This window comes from Pseudoglutamicibacter albus, assembly GCF_022346425.1.
GTDB lineage: Bacteria > Actinomycetota > Actinomycetes > Actinomycetales > Micrococcaceae > Pseudoglutamicibacter > Pseudoglutamicibacter albus.
Map to the genome: position 1 here is coordinate 1 of NZ_JAKRCW010000007.1, position 17,618 is coordinate 17,618.

11 protein-coding genes and 1 tRNA gene are annotated in these 17,618 nt (G+C 59.4%); 6 read left to right on the top strand and 6 right to left on the bottom strand.

The window, feature by feature from the left end; all coding sequences use genetic code 11:
* Positions 1–478 precede the first annotated feature (478 nt).
* The 4 genes from MHJ63_RS05515 (at position 479) to eccCa (ending at position 7,319) form a co-directional block, all read left to right on the top strand.
* The gene (locus tag MHJ63_RS05515; RefSeq protein WP_070490869.1) at positions 479–766 is read left to right on the top strand and encodes a hypothetical protein; all 288 of its coding nucleotides are present in this window, start codon (positions 479–481) and stop codon (positions 764–766) included.
* Positions 760–2,082: an EsaB/YukD family protein gene (locus MHJ63_RS05520; protein WP_239446456.1), complete on the top strand. Its 1,323-nt coding sequence runs from the start codon at positions 760–762 to the stop codon at positions 2,080–2,082. The genes MHJ63_RS05515 and MHJ63_RS05520 overlap by 7 nt, the downstream gene beginning before the upstream one ends.
* A gap of 102 nt (positions 2,083–2,184) precedes the next feature.
* Positions 2,185–3,102: a hypothetical protein gene (locus MHJ63_RS05525; protein ID WP_141739759.1), complete on the top strand. Its 918-nt coding sequence runs from the start codon at positions 2,185–2,187 to the stop codon at positions 3,100–3,102.
* On the top strand, positions 3,099–7,319 hold the full coding sequence (gene eccCa, locus MHJ63_RS05530) for a type VII secretion protein EccCa (protein WP_239446457.1): 4,221 nt from the start codon (positions 3,099–3,101) through the stop codon (positions 7,317–7,319). Before MHJ63_RS05525 ends, eccCa begins: the two co-directional genes overlap by 4 nt.
* A 186-nt stretch (positions 7,320–7,505) precedes the next feature.
* Here eccCa and rpsA read toward each other — a convergent pair whose 3' ends face one another.
* From rpsA to polA, 3 genes are all read right to left on the bottom strand, one after another.
* On the bottom strand, positions 7,506–8,984 hold the full coding sequence (rpsA, locus tag MHJ63_RS05535; RefSeq protein WP_070506441.1) for a 30S ribosomal protein S1: 1,479 nt from the start codon (positions 8,982–8,984) through the stop codon (positions 7,506–7,508).
* Positions 8,985–9,251: 267 nt separating this feature from the next.
* Positions 9,252–10,517: a GNAT family N-acetyltransferase gene (locus MHJ63_RS05540; protein ID WP_070506439.1), complete on the bottom strand. Its 1,266-nt coding sequence runs from the start codon at positions 10,515–10,517 to the stop codon at positions 9,252–9,254.
* A 150-nt stretch (positions 10,518–10,667) separates the two neighbouring features.
* Positions 10,668–13,454 (bottom strand): DNA polymerase I, encoded by a 2,787-nt coding sequence (polA, locus tag MHJ63_RS05545; RefSeq protein WP_275435999.1) that lies wholly within the window; start codon positions 13,452–13,454, stop codon positions 10,668–10,670.
* Here polA and MHJ63_RS05550 point away from each other — a divergent pair.
* On the top strand, positions 13,453–13,974 hold the full coding sequence (locus MHJ63_RS05550; RefSeq protein WP_239446458.1) for a hotdog fold thioesterase: 522 nt from the start codon (positions 13,453–13,455) through the stop codon (positions 13,972–13,974). The two genes, polA and MHJ63_RS05550, sit on opposite strands and share 2 nt — an antisense overlap.
* Positions 13,975–14,162: 188 nt before the next feature.
* Here MHJ63_RS05550 and MHJ63_RS05555 read toward each other — a convergent pair whose 3' ends face one another.
* Both MHJ63_RS05555 and MHJ63_RS05560 read right to left on the bottom strand, forming a co-directional pair.
* On the bottom strand, positions 14,163–14,411 hold the full coding sequence (locus tag MHJ63_RS05555; RefSeq protein ID WP_035757634.1) for a hypothetical protein: 249 nt from the start codon (positions 14,409–14,411) through the stop codon (positions 14,163–14,165).
* A 12-nt stretch (positions 14,412–14,423) separates the two neighbouring features.
* A complete protein-coding gene (locus tag MHJ63_RS05560) occupies positions 14,424–15,926 on the bottom strand; it encodes an inorganic phosphate transporter (protein ID WP_083285206.1) in 1,503 nt (500 codons plus the stop codon).
* A 284-nt stretch (positions 15,927–16,210) separates the two neighbouring features.
* Here MHJ63_RS05560 and MHJ63_RS05565 point away from each other — a divergent pair.
* Positions 16,211–16,292, top strand: a tRNA-Leu gene (locus tag MHJ63_RS05565).
* 98 nt (positions 16,293–16,390) lie between these two features.
* Here MHJ63_RS05565 and MHJ63_RS05570 read toward each other — a convergent pair.
* Positions 16,391–17,617 (bottom strand): enoyl-CoA hydratase/isomerase family protein, encoded by a 1,227-nt coding sequence (locus MHJ63_RS05570; RefSeq protein WP_239446459.1) that lies wholly within the window; start codon positions 17,615–17,617, stop codon positions 16,391–16,393.
* Position 17,618: the final 1 nt, after the last annotated feature.

Here is a 17,618-nt window from a genome sequence, read left to right on the forward strand (position 1 = left end):
CAACGGAGCAACAGCCGCCACCAACTGACGAACCAAACCACCCAAATCATCATTCGACCCAGACGTCTTCTGATTCAACGTAGCCAACGTCTGCGAACCCATATCAAACTTCATAAAACTACTCCCTTCAAAACCAAAACAACCAACACATCAACCCAAACCCCACACCCACAAAACAAGGCGCGAAACCCGAGCCAACGCACGCCACCCTAACCCGCACCACCACCAGAAAACACCCCAAAAACCCAAAAACTCTAGAAATTTGAAATAACGTTAAGCTCAGCCGCGACTCGCAACAACAGATCCGAATAATCAGCGATACCCCTTGAAACAACAGGGCAGCACATGAGACACATCGGAGACACACAGGAGTTCGCGTCATACTACTTTTGGCCGACCTTAAGCTGCTTGTAACATGACTCATGCATAATTGGCCGCGCGATCACCTCTGCTTCTGTGAATGCGCTAAAGGAGAACCATGCAGAACCATGACGAGCAGATTCTCGAATCAGTAGCTGTTCGTCGGCAGCGACTCAGCCTCGCACTCTTATACGGCAACGACCGGCGCCGACGCACATTCACCTCCGGAATCAAACACATTGTGATCGGACTGATCATCGCGGCCCTCATCTGCGCCGGCTGCGTCGGCTTCTCCTTCATCTCCAACCTGTTTAAAGAACAAAACGAACGTATGAATCGCGCCTCGACACCCACCGAGACACCCATTTCAATAGAGCGCACCGTCGGCGAGGTTGCCCCATGGTGAGCACCGGATACCGCAGAGTCACTGTCTTAGCTACAGACCGCAATATAGAAATGCTCCTACCGGCAGGTGTCAGCGTTGGCGAGCTCATCCCGCAGATCCTCAGACACACCTGCGCCGGCAACAAAGCCGCCCCACAAGAGCTGACCCTCACCCCGGTGGGTGGCGGTAGCCTCGCCCTCCACGAAACCCTCGCTGACGCGAAAATCACTGACGGCGCTCTCATCCGGCTAGATCGCCGCGACGAGGTCGTCCGCTCCCCGGTTGTCTATGACCTCGCAGACACCAGCGCCGAACTCACGGCGGGGCAATCTGCCACGGTGAGCTTCTCAAAATCGCGGCTGCTCAGCACAGCACTCGTCGTATTGCTCGCGGTGCCGCTAGCGCTCAGCCTTCTACCGGACCCTGGTAGCGCAACATTCCTTACCTGGGGACTCACAGCGGCGGTCCTTCCTCTCATCGCGATGACGGCTATCGATCACCGCTGGTGGCGCACCGACATCGAACTCACCACTGTCTCGGCAGCCCTTCTGACCCTCACAGTGTTCTTCGCCGAACCCGAGCCGTTCCTCGGGTGGATGATCGTCAACGCGTGGATCGCAGCCACACTTCTAGCCCTTGGGATCAACCACAGGGCGTGGCAAACAGCACTCATTACAGGTATTGCCTCGCTCATGACAGTGGGCGTGTGGTATCTAGGTTTCATCCTCAACCTTGGCGACATGCATCTAGGGCTCTGGATGCTCACTATCAGCGGCATCCTGGTTGGCATCATTCCCCGCATCGCCCTCATCTTGTCCGGCCTCACACGTGTGGATGATGACCTCGCCGACGGCAAACGCCCCTACCGCAGCGACGTAGCCTCACGCGTGAGGCGCGCACACGCCGGCATGGCCATCTTGATATGGCTCATGTGCTTCACGATGCTCACAGCAGTCTTCCTGCTAGGGCCTTCCGGGAACGATCCCTGGGTCACTGCGCTCGTTCTGATCACGATCGCGTTAGTGTCCTTGCGTTCCCGCCACATGCCGTTAGTTGCAGAGAGAACCTGCATGCTGGGTTCCGCGATCGTCGGCGGTGTGTTCTGGGTGAGCTTGTCCTCCGTTTCGATACCGGCGTGGATCATGCCGTTGACGCTCGCCCTGCTGATCGTCGTGATCCTGACACAGCCGCTATGGCGTATGCCAGAGCATGTGGCCGCGGGCCTGCGTCTAACGGCCCGCCGTTTCGAAACCTTGCTGACCTTGTCTATTTTCCCTGTCCTGGTGGGCGCGTTCGGACTGTATGCGCGCCTGATCGAGTCCTTTACCGGTCAGTAGCCCGCAGGAAAGGTGAAAGGCCCGAGAATGTACTCTAAGTCCACGATGCCAGCCAATCCCTTGAGAAAGAGGAACCCGGCCCGCCCCGAGAAGAAAGCCGCGGTGCCTAGGTACACCACAACCACGCCTGGAGATTCCTGGTGGGTTCGCGCGACGCGCTCGGTCGTGAACCTGGTGGTGTCAGACCCGTTCCCGGAGGCCTACCAGCGGGCACTCAAAGGCTGCCAGACCTCGGTGCTCACGGGCCGCCGAATCGGCATCACGAGCCCCCTGGGAGGCTCCGGTGCGAGCTCAACTGTGGCTCTGTTGGGGCATCAGTTAGCGGATAGCCGCAAAGAACCCACGCTTGTGGTGGATGTGCTCAACCGTGACGGCGCCACCCTGCGTAGGCTCGGGCCACGCAACCCGCGAAAGGTGAGTGAGGACAAAGGGCTTGAGCGGCTCTCTGAACTCATGAACCAAAGGGATGTTCCCGTCCACCAGCACTTTCATACATATTCTGATGAGATCTCCCGGCACCTGCGTTTCTTGCCGTGGGGAGATAGCGACGAGCGGCTCGATGACAGAGCCCTAATGCAGAACACCTTCCAGTTCTTGTCCCAGACTGCTGCGGTTACGCTTCTTGACCTGCCGATGAGCGATCACGTGATGCACGCCTTCTATCCGGGCTTGCACGCGCTGATCGTTCCGATCCCGATGTACCCGGCTGCGGTCGATGTTGCCGAGTCCTTCTGTAACTACATTCACCATAGCTACCCGCACGTAGCGCTCGTGCCAGTCATGGTTGACAGCATCCACGCATCAAAGCGGCAAGTCAGACTCACCAAACAATCCGTGCGTCACACCAACCTGCGTTCCCACTTGCCGATCAGCCGTAAAACCAACCTGCCAGAACTGAGCTTTGACGCTCACGTCGCCACCGGTGGCCGTTTGAATATGGAGCTGCTCTCAGAACGGGAGCGCCTGCAAGTGGCCCAGCTCGGGGCAACCGTGCTCTCCGTCGCGAAAGCTACATCATGACCACACACAGCCGATCCCTGACTGCCCTGGAAGACAACGGACTGTTCCACCGCCCGGCTCGCTCCGAGCCACCCGCAGCGGAACCCGAGCTTGAGACGGTCCGCCGCCCGCCCTTGATCGAAGACGGTGGAGCCGGCAACATGGGGTTCCTCGGCCTCATCCCGCTCTTGGGTATGGCTGGCTCGATGACGGTCATGATGCTGTTCCGGGGCTCCCCTTTCGCGGCGGTTGGAGCGCTCATGATGATCGTGACCGTGATCGGCGCGATCGTCATGATGACCTCGCAAAATGGTAAACAGACCCGCCGCCGCAAACAGTTGCGCGACAACTACCTTGAATACCTCGAAGAACGCCACCACGAGTTGCGTACAGCAGAAGACGAACGGCGTTCCCGAGCCCAAATAACTGACCCGCGCACCAACGCACTCGTCGAGTTGATCTTCACCCCATCGCGGCTGTGGGAGCGGCGCCGCCAACACAGCGACTACCTCAATGTTCGATGCGGCATCGGCGATGCCACGGGTGTCGAGTTCCGCCTTGAAGGTGAGGACCAGTCGTTAGAAAGCACTGACCCTCACCTCGAACAGCAACTCGATGTTCTCCAAGACCGTTTCTCCACGACCCCAGACATGCCGTTGCTGGTTCACCTGGGCGCCGACCACACGGTCTCAGTCATCGGGGATAACGAGTTCTGCGATCAAGCGATCCGCAACCTGGTCCTGCAGGCGGTTGCGCTTCACTCCCCTGAAGACCTCCAGCTCGCGTTCCTCGTGCCGACGGTTCACCGCGATAAGTGGGAGTGGGTGCGTAGGCTCCCCCACATTCTCGACCAAGACCAACCAACCGCTTTCGGCCCCGTGCCACGCATCTGCGAGACGATGCCGGAGCTGGCATCTCTGCTGCGCAGCAACATCCAGCGCCGCTACCAGGCGACCGCTGAGCTACGGCGCACACCGGCGGACTACACGGTTGTAAACCTCAACCAGCCGCGTCTGCTCATCGTCGATCTGCGGCATAGTGGCCCGGTAGAGAACTTCAGTGCAGGCACCGCAACGGACCTAGAGATGATGGGCATCACCGTCATCCACGCGCTACGCAATCAGCTCGAAGAACCCGGCGATGTGTCAGCACGCCTCGTACAAAGCAACAGGGCCGTCCCCAACAACAATGTTGGGCAAGATAACGGAAGTGGACGAGGCCGCAGAGCGGGCCTGGGTAGTAAGACTGGCATAGGTAGTTGGGCTGGTCTGGGTAATTGGGCCGGGTTTAGGAACGATGCCGCGGCCAGCGAGGTGGACCTTGAGGCCGCCGCGGAAGTTGAGGTTCAGCGTCTGGACTCTGATGGTTCCGTAGCACAACGTCTCAAGGGTGTTTTGGATGATTCCGATGTTGCCTTAGCCCAGTCAATCTCCCGCGTGTTGGCCCCGCTGCGGCTCTCTCACGATTCCCTTGAGCACTCCGAGCAACAAGCCGGTATGAAGTTCACTCAACTGCTGGGCCTCAAGGAGCTCAACGAATCGCATTTGCAGGCGGCGTGGGAGCCGAACTTCGGCCCTGACTTCCTTACCGTGCCTATCGGTTTGGATCAGCAAGGCAAGCCTGTTCGCCTGGACATCAAGGAGGCCGCCCAGCACGGTATGGGCCCGCACGGGCTGTGCGTAGGCGCAACGGGTTCGGGTAAGTCCGAGCTTCTGCGAACACTGGTGCTCGGTTTGGCTTTGACCCACTCCCCTGAACAGCTCAACCTGGTTCTGGTCGACTATAAGGGTGGTGCGACCTTCGCCCCGTTCAAGGGCATCCCGCATGTCTCCGGTATCGTCACCAACCTCGCTGACGATGTGTCGCTCGTGGACCGCATCTATGCGAGCCTTGAAGGTGAGATCCTACGGCGTCAGGAACAGTTGAAAGCCGCAGGCAACATCGCCTCCATCACCGACTATCAGCGGGCACGTCGCCGCAACCGCAATCTGCCGGTCATGCCGCACCTGTTCCTCGTGATTGACGAGTTCGGTGAGCTACTGACCGCGCAACCCGATTTCATCGACTTGTTCATGTCGATCGGTCGTATTGGCCGCTCGATCGGTGTGCATCTGCTCCTCAGTTCCCAACGCCTCGAAGCCGGCAAGCTGCGCGGCCTCGACACCTACCTGTCCTATCGGCTCGGTCTACGCACACTTTCTGAAGCTGAATCCCGCACCGTGCTCGAAACAACGGACGCCTTCCACCTGCCGCCGCTGCCTGGCTACGGCTACCTCAAAGTGGATACGACCGTGTATGAGCAGTTCAAAGCCGGTTACGTCTCTGGCCCGCTAGCGATCGAAACCGCAGAAGATGAGGTGACCAAGGAACCCACCGTACCCGTCGTGCTGATCGATCAGTACTATTCACAGAACTTCATCACCATGGCCCAGGATTATGACGAGGCCGAGGACGAAGCGGAAGCCACGAAGCCCGCCACCCAGTCGGATGATGAGGATGCCGAAGGGCCCACCGTCTTGAGCGCATCCGTTGCCATGATGAGCAAGTACCCCGCCGTGACCGACCCCATCTGGCTTCCGCCTTTGCCGGATAAGGTCACCCTGGATCAAGCGCTCTCGATGCCGCCGGAACCTGCCGCGATTTCTGGCCAGCTCGCCGGGGAGACATCACACAGCCTCCCGGTTCCGATCGGGATTTTGGATGACCCAGCGCACCAGTGGCAAGGGCGTTGGGAACTCGACCTAGCCCACTCGGGCGGCCACATCGCGATCCTCGGTGGGCCTTCAACCGGCAAGTCCACGCTCCTGCGCACGATCGCGCTCTCGCTGGCCTTGGAGAACTCACCGCGCGAAATAACCCTCTACGGTTTGGACCTGCGCGGCTCAGGCCTGCTCGCAATCGAGGGCCTTCCCCACACTGCCGGCGTCGCCGTGCGCACACGCCGCGAAGCGTTGCGGCGAACCTTGGAGGAAGTCACTGACCTGTTGACCGAACGCGAAGCGCTGTTCGAGTCGCTCCACATCGACTCGGTCTCCACGATGCGTGAAATGTTCGCATCCGGCCGCCACCCCGAACTCGATGTGCGCGACGTCGTGGTGTTCGTGGACGGTTGGGGTGGTTTGATCGACGAGTTCGAAGACCTCCAGGATTCGCTCTACTCTCTCTTGACCCGCGGTAGCGGCTACGGGATCCACATCATCGCTACAGCCACCCGCTGGAACGAAGTCCGGATGGCGCAGCAATCCTTCTTCGGGACCCGCCTGGAGATGCGGCTGACCGAACCATCGGACTCGATGCACGGCTCCAAGACCGCGGCGCACCTGCCTAAGAACAAGCCGGGCCGTGGCTTCAACATCGACGGACGTATCGGCCAGATCGCGCTACCACGCATCGATGACGAGCCAAGCGATGACGGCCTCACCAAGGCATTCAGGGAAGCGGTCGAGTACGTCAAACTCCACTATCGCGAACAGACCCCGCGCACCGTGCGCCTGTTGCCGACCCACATCAACGTGGACCAGCTGCCGCCTTCATCAACTCCGGGGCTTTTGCGCTTTGGCGTTATGGAACGCAATCAGGCAATCCGCTATCTGGACTTCATCGGCCGCGAACCACACCTTGCGGTACTTGCGGATGAGGAAGCCGGCAAGACGAGCCTGTTGCGTCTGCTCGCCCACGAACTCATGAGCCAATACAGCTCAGAAGAGCTCGTGTTCGCGGTCTTTGATCCGCGCCGTGACCTGCAGAACGCGATCCCGGAGGAATACCTCGGCGGATACGCAGCTACCTCGATGCATGCTGAACAGCTCACCGCTGCGGTGGTCAAAGAGGTGCAGTCCCGTGTGCAAGCCGACCCGCTCGCCCAACAGAAGGCTGGCTTCGAAGGGCCGCGGATTGTGTTGCTCGTGGACGACTACGACGTCCTCACCGCAGGGGCGGCCTCACCGCTTCACGCGTTCACCCCATTCCTCGCGATGAGCACCGACATCGGCTTGCATGTGGCACTCACCCGTCGCGTCCGTGGCGCATCACGCACCATGTATGAGCCGTTCTTCGCATCACTGCGTGAAGCCGGTGCCGTGACTCTGCTCATGGACGGCGATAGCAGCGAAGGCCCGATCATCGGGCGCATCCGGCCGCGCCACTTCCCTGCCGGCCGCGGTATGCTGATCCGCCCGAACGAAGGCCCACAAACCATCCAGGTAGCCACCCTCGACGCCGAGGAAGGCAACAACTAGCCCCTGTCCGCCGAATAACTGAATAACCCACTGGATACTGTAATAGCCCACTGGATGCTGTAAGACGGTTGAGATACGTCAAACGGGTTCAGATACGCCAAGAGGGCGGTTCCTTTCGGAACCGCCCTCTTGGTTTATCTACCCCGCTAGCGTGTCTGTGCCGCGCTCACGGGGCGGATGATTCGCTTACTTGTTGCCGGTGAGCTTCTCACGCAGTGCAGCAAGGGCTTCATCGGATGCGAGCGTGCCGCTGTCTTCGGCGTCGCTCTGGTCCTCGGAGGAGTAGGAAGCTGGAGCTGGAACGGATGCCTGCTGTGCGCCGGCCTCTGCGTCCTTCTCGATTGCCTCTGCGACCTGCTTCTTGTGAGCCTCCCAGCGGGCCTGGGCTGCAGCGTACTGCTGCTCCCATTCTGCACGCTGAGTCTCGTAGCCCTCGAGCCATTCGTTGGTCTCTGGGTCGAAGCCCTCTGGGTACTTGTAGTTACCGGCCTCGTCGTACTCTGCGGCCATACCGTACAGAGCAGGGTCGAACTCGGTGCCCTCTGGGTCAACACCCTCGTTGGCCTGCTTGAGGGACAGCGAGATTCGGCGACGCTCGAGGTCGATGTCGATGACCTTGACGAAGATCTCCTGGCCCACCTGAACAACCTGCTCCGCGAGGTCAACGTGACGCTCAGCGAGCTCGGAGATGTGAACCAGACCCTCGATGCCGTCCTCAACGCGAACGAACGCGCCGAACGGAACGAGCTTGGTGACCTTACCAGGTACAACCTGACCCAGTGCGTGGGTGCGGGCGAAGGTCTGCCATGGGTCTTCCTGGGTTGCCTTGAGCGAGAGGGAAACACGCTCGCGGCTCATGTCTACCTCGAGGACCTCGACGGTAACCTTCTGGCCAACCTCGACAACCTCGGATGGGTGGTCGATGTGCTTCCAGGACAGCTCGGATACGTGAACCAGGCCGTCAACACCGCCCAGGTCAACGAATGCACCGAAGTTGACGATGGAGGAGACAACGCCCTCGCGAACCTGGCCCTTTTCGAGCTTGTTGAGGAACTCGGTGCGGACCGCGGACTGGGTCTCTTCGAGCCATGCGCGGCGGGAGAGAACAACGTTGTTGCGGTGCTTGTCGAGCTCGATGATCTTCGCTTCAAGCTGCTGGCCGATGTACGGAGCCAAGTCGCGGACGCGACGCATCTCAACCAAGGAAGCAGGCAGGAAGCCACGCAGGCCGATGTCGAGGATGAGACCACCCTTGACAACCTCGATGACGGTACCGGTAACGACGCCGTCTTCTTCCTTGACCTTCTCGATATCGCCCCAAGCACGCTCGTACTGTGCGCGCTTCTTGGAAAGGATCAGACGGCCTTCCTTGTCCTCCTTCGTCAGGACAAGTGCCTCAACCGTGTCGCCAACCTCGACGACATCGCTAGGGTCTACATCGTGCTTGATAGACAGCTCGCGGGACGGGATTACACCCTCGGTCTTGTAGCCGATATCCAGCAGAACTTCGTCATGATCAACCTTGACGACTTCACCTTCAACGAGATCGCCATCGTTGAAGTACTTGATGGTTGCGTCGATAGCGGCGAGGAATTCCTCTTCCGAACCGATGTCGTTGACTGCGACCTGCGGGAGTCCGGTCTGATCCGGGTTCGTAGTGGTCATGTAGTAGGGGCTCCGTTACGGATAGTAAATCGGTCAGAACAGCCGCGAATGTTTCGCTCAAAGTGTGCTGCTCTGAAGTAGTGAACAATATGGAATTGCGCACGCGTGATGGCACGCAAAGTGCACAACTCAACCAAGTCTATGCTATGGGGATAATTCAGTCAATGAAGTATGAGCTTCTTTTACTGCTGCCACGCGGCAGGGCTCTGCCCAATGTCAAGACCCCATCATCAAGACCCTGCCCATCATGACCAGGCAACCGGAACATCAGAAGTGGGTTGTGTTAATCGGAGGCACCTTCGAGTGAAACAACAAGTGAAGCGCTTCAAGGTCGGCCCCATCAGCCTGGGCGCGCCCGCTAGCCACCAGATCAGCTACACGGCACGTACCAAGGTATAGAGCAGCCAACGCTTCCGCATCCAGGCTCAAGTGCGGCACATCCGCGCCGGAACCATCAGTAGCTTCCGGCGCTTCGGTAACCCTCGTTCCGTGTTCGTCTGCCTCGATCAGGAACTGCCCCTGGGCATACCCCAGAGGGTCAGAGACGTCCAGGACCACGGAGCCCTCACTGCTGAGTCCGCGGGCACGCATAGCCTCTGGAACATCGAGAACCCGCAGCCACAGGGCATCGCGCGTAACACCGTCAACCACATCGCGGCCATTGATCAACGCGACACGCAGCGCGTGATCAGCAACCACCGAATCGGCCGAAAGCTCTTCAACCAGGTCTGTGGCACCTAACGCTTGCCACAAAGCTAGCTCCGCGACAGGATCCGCGGCCATCAGCTCATGAACCTTCAACGTGAACGGGCGGGAATCCCAGCCGGAGAACTCTGCCATCGCGTGCCCTCGCACTGTACCGTCCGGACCGAGCGCAACCAGCGGACGCAAATCGTGGCTCTCCCCTGGCTCTGCCAAATAGTTACTGATGCCGGCGGCGCGGCGCCGCTGCGAAGAAACAGGCGCAACCTGGCCAGGTGTCCGTTTGACATAGGCCTCAGAAGACTCACGGTGAACCGCCGGCATCTCTTCCCAGGAGGGCACTACAACGCGCACACCCGAATCCTCGATCGCCTTGATCGCAGAAGCCCGCAAACGCAAACCATGCAGAACCTTGACCCGGCACGTACCGGTGTGCGCTGCAACGCCAAAACCGAAGCGGCCATAAATCACGCCCTCGGTCGCCGTGAGTGCCGCCAACGGACGCCCGGCCTCTTTAGCCCGGTCGAAAGAGGCATGCATCATCTTGGTCAACAAACCACGACGACGGTGCGAGGTCCGCACCGTCACCTCAGTGACCATATGCGTATCAACGAGGACACCTTCACGCACACACAGCTGGCCAGGGAACTCCGCGAACGTCGCAACGGGAATATCCGCATCCAGTGCGATCGAGGGCTGATTGTCATCATGAACCATCGTCAACAGAGAACGGTCCTGACGGAAACGGTCAACCTTGCCCTGCATCTCCTCTTGCGTGCGGCGCCCATCCAAGAACCCTAAGGCCATCGCCTCAATGAACGCCTCAGTCACCGGATCCGGGCTACCCAGGGGTCCGTCCGGGCGATGCCGAACAACCCTGAACCGCTCTTGATTCACCGCGCCACTACTCATTTCCAACTCCAGACCAACATCTGTGGATCACTATCTTCCGTGAAAGACTCAATCTTTGCCAGGCGGCCGCTAGTGTGCTGCGGCGTGCCATGTGCGCCCGCTACCGATGTTCACATCCAAAGGAACAGACAATTCCATCGCGCTGGACATGATCTCGACTACGAGTGAACGCACCTTCTCCTGCTCACCGTCCCCGACCTCGAAAATCAGTTCGTCATGGACCTGCAACAGCATCTTCGATTCCAGGCCCGCGTCCTTGAACGCGGCAGGGATGCGAAGCATCGCAAGCTTGATGATATCCGCCGCTGTGCCCTGGATCGGCGCGTTCAACGCGGCCCGTTTAGCCATCTCCCGCAACTGACGGTTATCGCTATGCAACTCAGGCAGGTAGCGGCGCCGCCCCAACAGGGTCGAGGTGTAGCCGTCCACACGGGCTTGAGCGACAACCTCATCGAGATAATCACGTACCGCACCGAAACGCTTGAAATAGTCGTTCCGCAGCGTGCGGGCCTCATCAACCGAAATACCCAACTGCTGCGAAAGGCCAAACTGGCTCAACCCGTACGCCAAGCCGTAGCTCATCGCCTTGACCTTCGAACGCATCTCAGCAGACACATCCTCAGGCGCTACATCGAAAACATGTGAGCCAACAAAACGGTGCAGATCCTCGCCATCCTTGAACGCCTGGATCAACGCCTCATCCCCAGATAAATGCGCCATGATGCGCATCTCAATCTGCGAATAATCCGCCGTGAGCAGCTCCGCGCTGTCACCGCATGTGAAGATGTCGCGAATACGGCGGCCCTCTTCGGTACGCACCGGAATGTTCTGCAGGTTTGGGTTCAAGGAAGACAACCGGCCGGTAGCCGCGGCGGTCTGAGAGAACGTCGTATGGATCCGCCCATCAGCGGCAACAGTCTTCTTCAAACCTTCAACAGTCTGCCGCAGCTTAGCCACGTCCCGGTGAGCCATCAGTGCCTCGAGGAACGGATGTCCCGTCTTGACCAACAAATCCTGCAACGAGGTCGCGTCCGTCGTGTAACCGGTCTTTATCTTCTTGGTCTTAGGAAGCTCAAGTTCCTCAAACAGAACAGTCTGCAACTGCTTAGGGCTACTGAGATTCACCTCGTGCCCAATCGCGTCGAAAGCCTGTTGTTGGGCGCGGTTCATGTTCTGGGTGAAGCTATCGATCAAATCATCAAGCGACTCCAGATCCACGGCCACACCCGTGGCCTCCATGCGCGCCAGAACGCTCGCCAAAGGAACCTCGACCTGCGTCAACAGGTCTTGAGCTTCACGATCAACAAGCATGGGCTGCAACACCGAATGCAGACGCAACGTGACATCTGCACGTTCCGCCTCGCGGCCATCCACGGCCGCACCGTCCTCATCCAGGCCTAAATCAAGCTGGCCGGCGTTCTGTGCCGCTGCTTCACCCAGCGTGCGCTTCAGGTGCTGCTGGGAGAGATCCTCAAGCGCATAACCACGGCGGTCCGGCTGAACCAGATACGCCGAGAGCGCGACATCATCGATCACACCCGACAACTGCAAACCACGCGCCCACAGTGCCTTCAGCATCGGCTTGAGGTCATACACAACCTTCGGCCGCTCAGCATCCGCAAGCCAGGCCGCCACCGCATCGGTGGCCTGCTCATCCAACTGGGCAAGATCAACTTGCAACACCTCAGCCTGCGCCGACTCTTCAGGAAGCACCGCAACCGAAAGGCTCAGAACATCCGATGCCTCACCCACCGCGTGCTCAGCCGACAGCTCAACGCGCACCGCGGCAACAGACGCACCATCAGCACCCGCGCCAGCAACAGCTTCAAACCATGCACGAATCTGCTCAGCGTCAGCGAATGAAACAACATTCGGCAACTCAACAGCCGGGGACTCTTCCTCGCTCAAACCACCCATCACGTCGTTCAAACGGCGGCGCAACGTATTGAACTCAAGCGAATCAAACAAGTCCTCAATGCGATCCCACTCCGGTTCACGCACACGCATGTCATCCCACGTGAGATCCACATCCAAATCCCGAACCAAAGCGTTCAGCTCACGGTTACGGCGTACATCATCCACGTGGTCACGCAGGCTCTGTCCAACCTTGCCCTTGATCTCATCAGCATGCTCAAGGATCTTCTCAACCGAGCCATACTGATTGATCCACTTAGCCGCAGTCTTATTGCCCACCCTCGGAACACCCGGAAGATTATCGGCCTTCTCCCCCACCAGCGCAGCCATATCCGGGTAGTTCTGCGGAAGAACCCCGTAACGGTCCTGCACCGCGGCAGCGTCCATCGGCGGGATATCCGAAATGCCGCGCATCGGATACAAAACCAGCACGTCATCGTTGATCAACTGGAACGTGTCCCTATCACCTGAGACAACCAGGACATCGAAACCATCCGCAGCGCCGCGGGTCGACAACGTCGCCAGAATGTCATCAGCCTCATAGCCCTCATACGTCAACGTAGGGATGTTCATAGCGGCCATGACCTGATCGATCAACTCGATCTGGCCCGCGAACTCCGGCGGAGTCTCGGCGCGGCCGCCCTTATATTCCTCATACTGTTGCGAACGGATAGTAGGCCCAGAAAGGTCAAAAGCGACCGCAACATGGGTCGGTTCCCGCTGCTCAATCATTTTCAGCAGCATCGAAACGAAACCGTGAACCGCGTTCGTGTATTGGCCCGTAGCAGTCGAGAAGTTCTCTGCAGGTAAAGCGAAAAACGCGCGGAATGCCATCGAATGCCCATCGATAACGAGCAAACGCGGCTTGGATTCGGACGAAGACGAAGATTTAGACGAAGAAGACTTGGCGTTGGCACTCACACATGAAAGCCTAATGCCCATGACTGACAAAAGCTCAAAACCCGAAACGGGCGGCACCAACAAGACCACCCAAGCTGCCCACGAGAACCATCCGTTCGCTACCGAACTCACTGAAGCGAACATCCCGCACGCGGCGTGGGAATACCTACGCCACCATGGCCCCGGAGCACTGGTCACCAAGCTCGGGATCATCTTCGACACCTTCACGGTCGAAGAACTCACCGCAACCATGCCGGTTGAAAGCAACACCCAGGTAGCCGGAATCCTCCACGGCGGAGCCAGCGCGGCACTCGCTGAAACCCTTGGCTCCTTCGCCGCAGCCTTGCACATCGTCGACTCAGGGCTCCAGGGGAAATCCCCCGTAGGCGTGGACCTCAACATCACCCACCACCGCGGCGGTGTTTCCGGGCGGGTGCGCGGAGTGTGCACACCAGCCCACCTCGGCCGAACCACCACGAGCCACGACATCAAAATCTATGACGAGAACAACAAACTTGTCGCGACCGCACGCATCACCAACCAGCTCATCGACCTGCGCTAAACGGTGACACTCAAACCACACGCCGGCACGCTACGTGGCTGTGTAGATGCGTAGCTGCGCTCGTTGTGGACATGTCGGGTGTAGACGCGTTGAGGGCGGGCCACCTTGCACGGTGACCCGCCCTCAACGCTTGCGCGCGGCTAGAAGCCTAACGTTTCAGAAACCCAGCGCTTCAGAAGCCTAACGTTTCAGAACCCCAGCGCCTTATGGATCGGCGGGACGATCAACGCGATACCGAGCAGAACGATCAGCCCGGATACCGCATAGCACGCGAAATAGCCGGCCTTGAGACGTTTCGCTTTGCTGAGGCCTTCCTCCGTTGCCGCGTCATGCAGGGACTGCAACCGCACCCCGGTCGAGAACATCAGCACCACGAACAGCGTTGAGAACACAGTCGCGACGAATACCATCAGAAACGGCATAAATTCAACAGTCATTGATCTTCTCCGCTACTTACCTTGCTTCGCTTCAGCAACATCGTGGCCCTTACTGGCTTCCTTAGCGGCGCGTTCGGCTTCACGGGCCGCCACATCGGACTCTTCCGCTGCGGCTTGGCTATCGACTGCCGCGATGAAGCTAAGCCGCGCTGATTCCTCACGGTCTTGCGCACGACGCACCTCACGCAACTCGGCTGCCGCCGCCTTCCGTGCAACCCGGTGGGCGTGCGTTGCGGCACGAGCTGCACGGCGAGCCTTCCGCGCCTCAGACTTAGCCTTCGCGGCGGCGGCCTTAGCGTGCTCGTGCGCCTCGCGAGCCTCACGGCGCAATGCACGGGCAGCGCTACGGCGTTCCTTCTTAGTTGGTATGTGAACCGCGGCGGAGGAAACCTCGACGCCACGCATAGCGTTCTCGTGAGTGACCGAGTTACGTAGAGAAATCAAGAAAATCGTGAGCATCGCGGCCAGGCCCGTGATCAGAACGATCCACACACCTACCGAACCCAGGTGAGTCAACGCCGCAGCCAGACCACCGATGATGGCAGCGGCAGGCAGTGTGAAGAGCCAACCGGTCGCGATCTTGCCAGCGGTACGCCAGCGGACACCTGCCCCTTTACGGCCCAAACCGGAACCCACCACGGAACCGGACGCGACCTGCGTGGTCGACAACGCGAAACCTAAGTGTGACGACGCCAGGATCGCGGCACCCGTGGAAACCTCGGCAGCGAAACCCTGCGGCGGCTTGACCTCAGTCAAGCCCGTTCCCAGCGTACGCATGATGCGCCAGCCGCCCGTATAGGTGCCTAACGCGATCGCGAAAGCACAGCTAGCGATAACCCACAGGTGAGGGCCTGTGCCGGCTTCCTGCATGTTAGCGGACACCAGAACCAGAGTGATGATACCCATCGTCTTCTGAGCGTCATTCGTGCCGTGAGCCAACGCGACAAGGGAGGAAGAGAAGATCTGACCGATCTTGAAACCGCCGCGATTCGGGGAGATGTGTTTACTGTTCCGACGCGTGATGCGGTACGCCAACCGGGTGGCGAAGAAAGCTGAAACACCTGCGATGAGCGGGGCAGCGACCGCAGGGATCAGGACCTTCTCAAAAAGCGTTCCGTAATTCACCGCTGAGAGGCCCGCACCCACGATGGCGGCACCGATGAGACCACCGAACAAAGCGTGAGAGCTAGACGACGGCAAGCCGAGTAGCCACGTCAAGAGGTTCCAGACGATCGCGCCCATCAGGCCGGCCAAAATCACCGACGGAGTGATGAGGATCCCACCGTCCGAGGAAGATTCGTTGATGATCCCCTTAGAAACCGTCATCGCGACCTCGGTGGACAGGAACGCGCCAACAAGGTTCAAGATGGCGGCCAACGTCACAGCAGCTTTCGGCTTGATCGCCCCCGTCGCAACCGGGGTGGCCATCGCGTTAGCGGTGTCGTGAAAGCCGTTCGTGAAGTCAAAGAACAACGCCAAAGCGATGACAATGACAACGAGTAAGAACGGATCCATGCGGGGCCTTCCTCTTCAAAACACTCACATAAACCGGGCATGAACATCTGTTTACCTAGAGTTCACTCCACTCCCGTGACAATGCTAGACCTTTAAGCCCGAAAGCGTGACCCCGAGGCGGAATAAGCACTGTGTGAATAGTCACGCCCGCGTAGCGGTGCGGGTTGGATGTGCATTTTCCACACGAGTGCGTATACAGTAGAACCCGCTGGTGAGAAAACCACGAGTAAACGAGTCAGAGATCCCTCGAACGGACACTCGACCCGGTACTCACATAGACACCAGCCCGAGTGGCGGAATTGGTAGACGCACTGCACTCAAAATGCAGCGATGAAAATCGTGCGGGTTCGAGTCCCGCCTCGGGCACAGATACAAAGTGGGGCGCAACAAAGGTTGCGCCCCACGTTTGGTTTTCTTGCTCTCCCGCGTTTGGTTTTCGTTTTAGCTTCTACGCGTTTTAGCTTCTACTTGGGGAATTCAAGGTCCGGGAAGCCTGGTACCGCGGCGAAGAAACTCTCGACGAGCTCGGCGGTAACACCCTCCAGCGTTGCTGGGTTCCACTGTGGGTTGCGGTCCTTATCGATAATCTGAGCGCGGATCCCTTCACGCATATCGTGGCCAGGCCGTACTAGCTCGCGCGTTTCTACCTCAGTCGCGTGCGCGCCGCCGCGGCGGTTGCCCAAGACTGCGTTCCCGCACAACCGATAGTCTTGCCGATACGTATCCGCCAGGCTCAGTTGGCGCGCACGCTCGATCGCTTCCAGTGCCGTCTTCATGCCCGTTGGGCTGTTCCGGCGCATCGCATCCAACGCTTCCCGCTTAAGCGTGCCTTGCCCAGCAGCTTCACCAGCGCCTTCAACACGCGCCTGCAAGGCCTCAAGGATGTCCTCGACAGTTTCGTGCGAGAAAGCCTCGTCGATCCAGCCGCGGGCCGCCTCCAAACGTCCCGCACCGGCGCCCTCTGCGGTGTCCCTTACTGTGCCTTCACCTGCGCTGCGCTGCCGGCCGTCCGTGTCCGGGACGGAAAGCGAGTAGCGCTCCACCGCATCGTCCACATCACCGGCGCATGTGGCCTGTTCAAGCTCCGCACGCAAGGCACCTTGCTGCGAAGCCGGAACAAACGCATCAGCAAGCCCCGCATACACCGCATCGGCGCCGCAAATCTGCAGCCCAGTCAAAGACAAGAAGCGGCCCACCGCCCCAGGAGAACGCGCCAAGAAATACGCGCCACCCACATCCGGGCTGAAACCGATACCGGTCTCCGGCATCCCCAACCGGGTCGATTCGCACACAATCCGGTGCGAACCAGGAACCGAGATCCCGACTCCCCCACCCAAAACCAGGCCATCCATGAACGGAATATAGGGTTTCGGGAAACACGCGATCGCGTGATCCAAGCGATACTCCGCCGCGAAGAACTCCATCGCAACCGCCGGCTCTTCGATGGTGCCTCGATAGATCACGCGCACGTCACCGCCCGCGCACAAACCCCGCTCACCCGCGCCACGAACCAGCACGGCACGCACCGCATCGTCTGCCGCAAAAACATCCAGCGCCTGATGCATAGCCTGAACCATCTCAAGGTTCAACGCATTCACCGAGGCCCGGCGGTTGAGTGTCACAACACCCAAGGCCCCCGCACGTTCAGCGAGTACGAGCTCTGATCCGGTATCTATAGCATCTACAGCCATA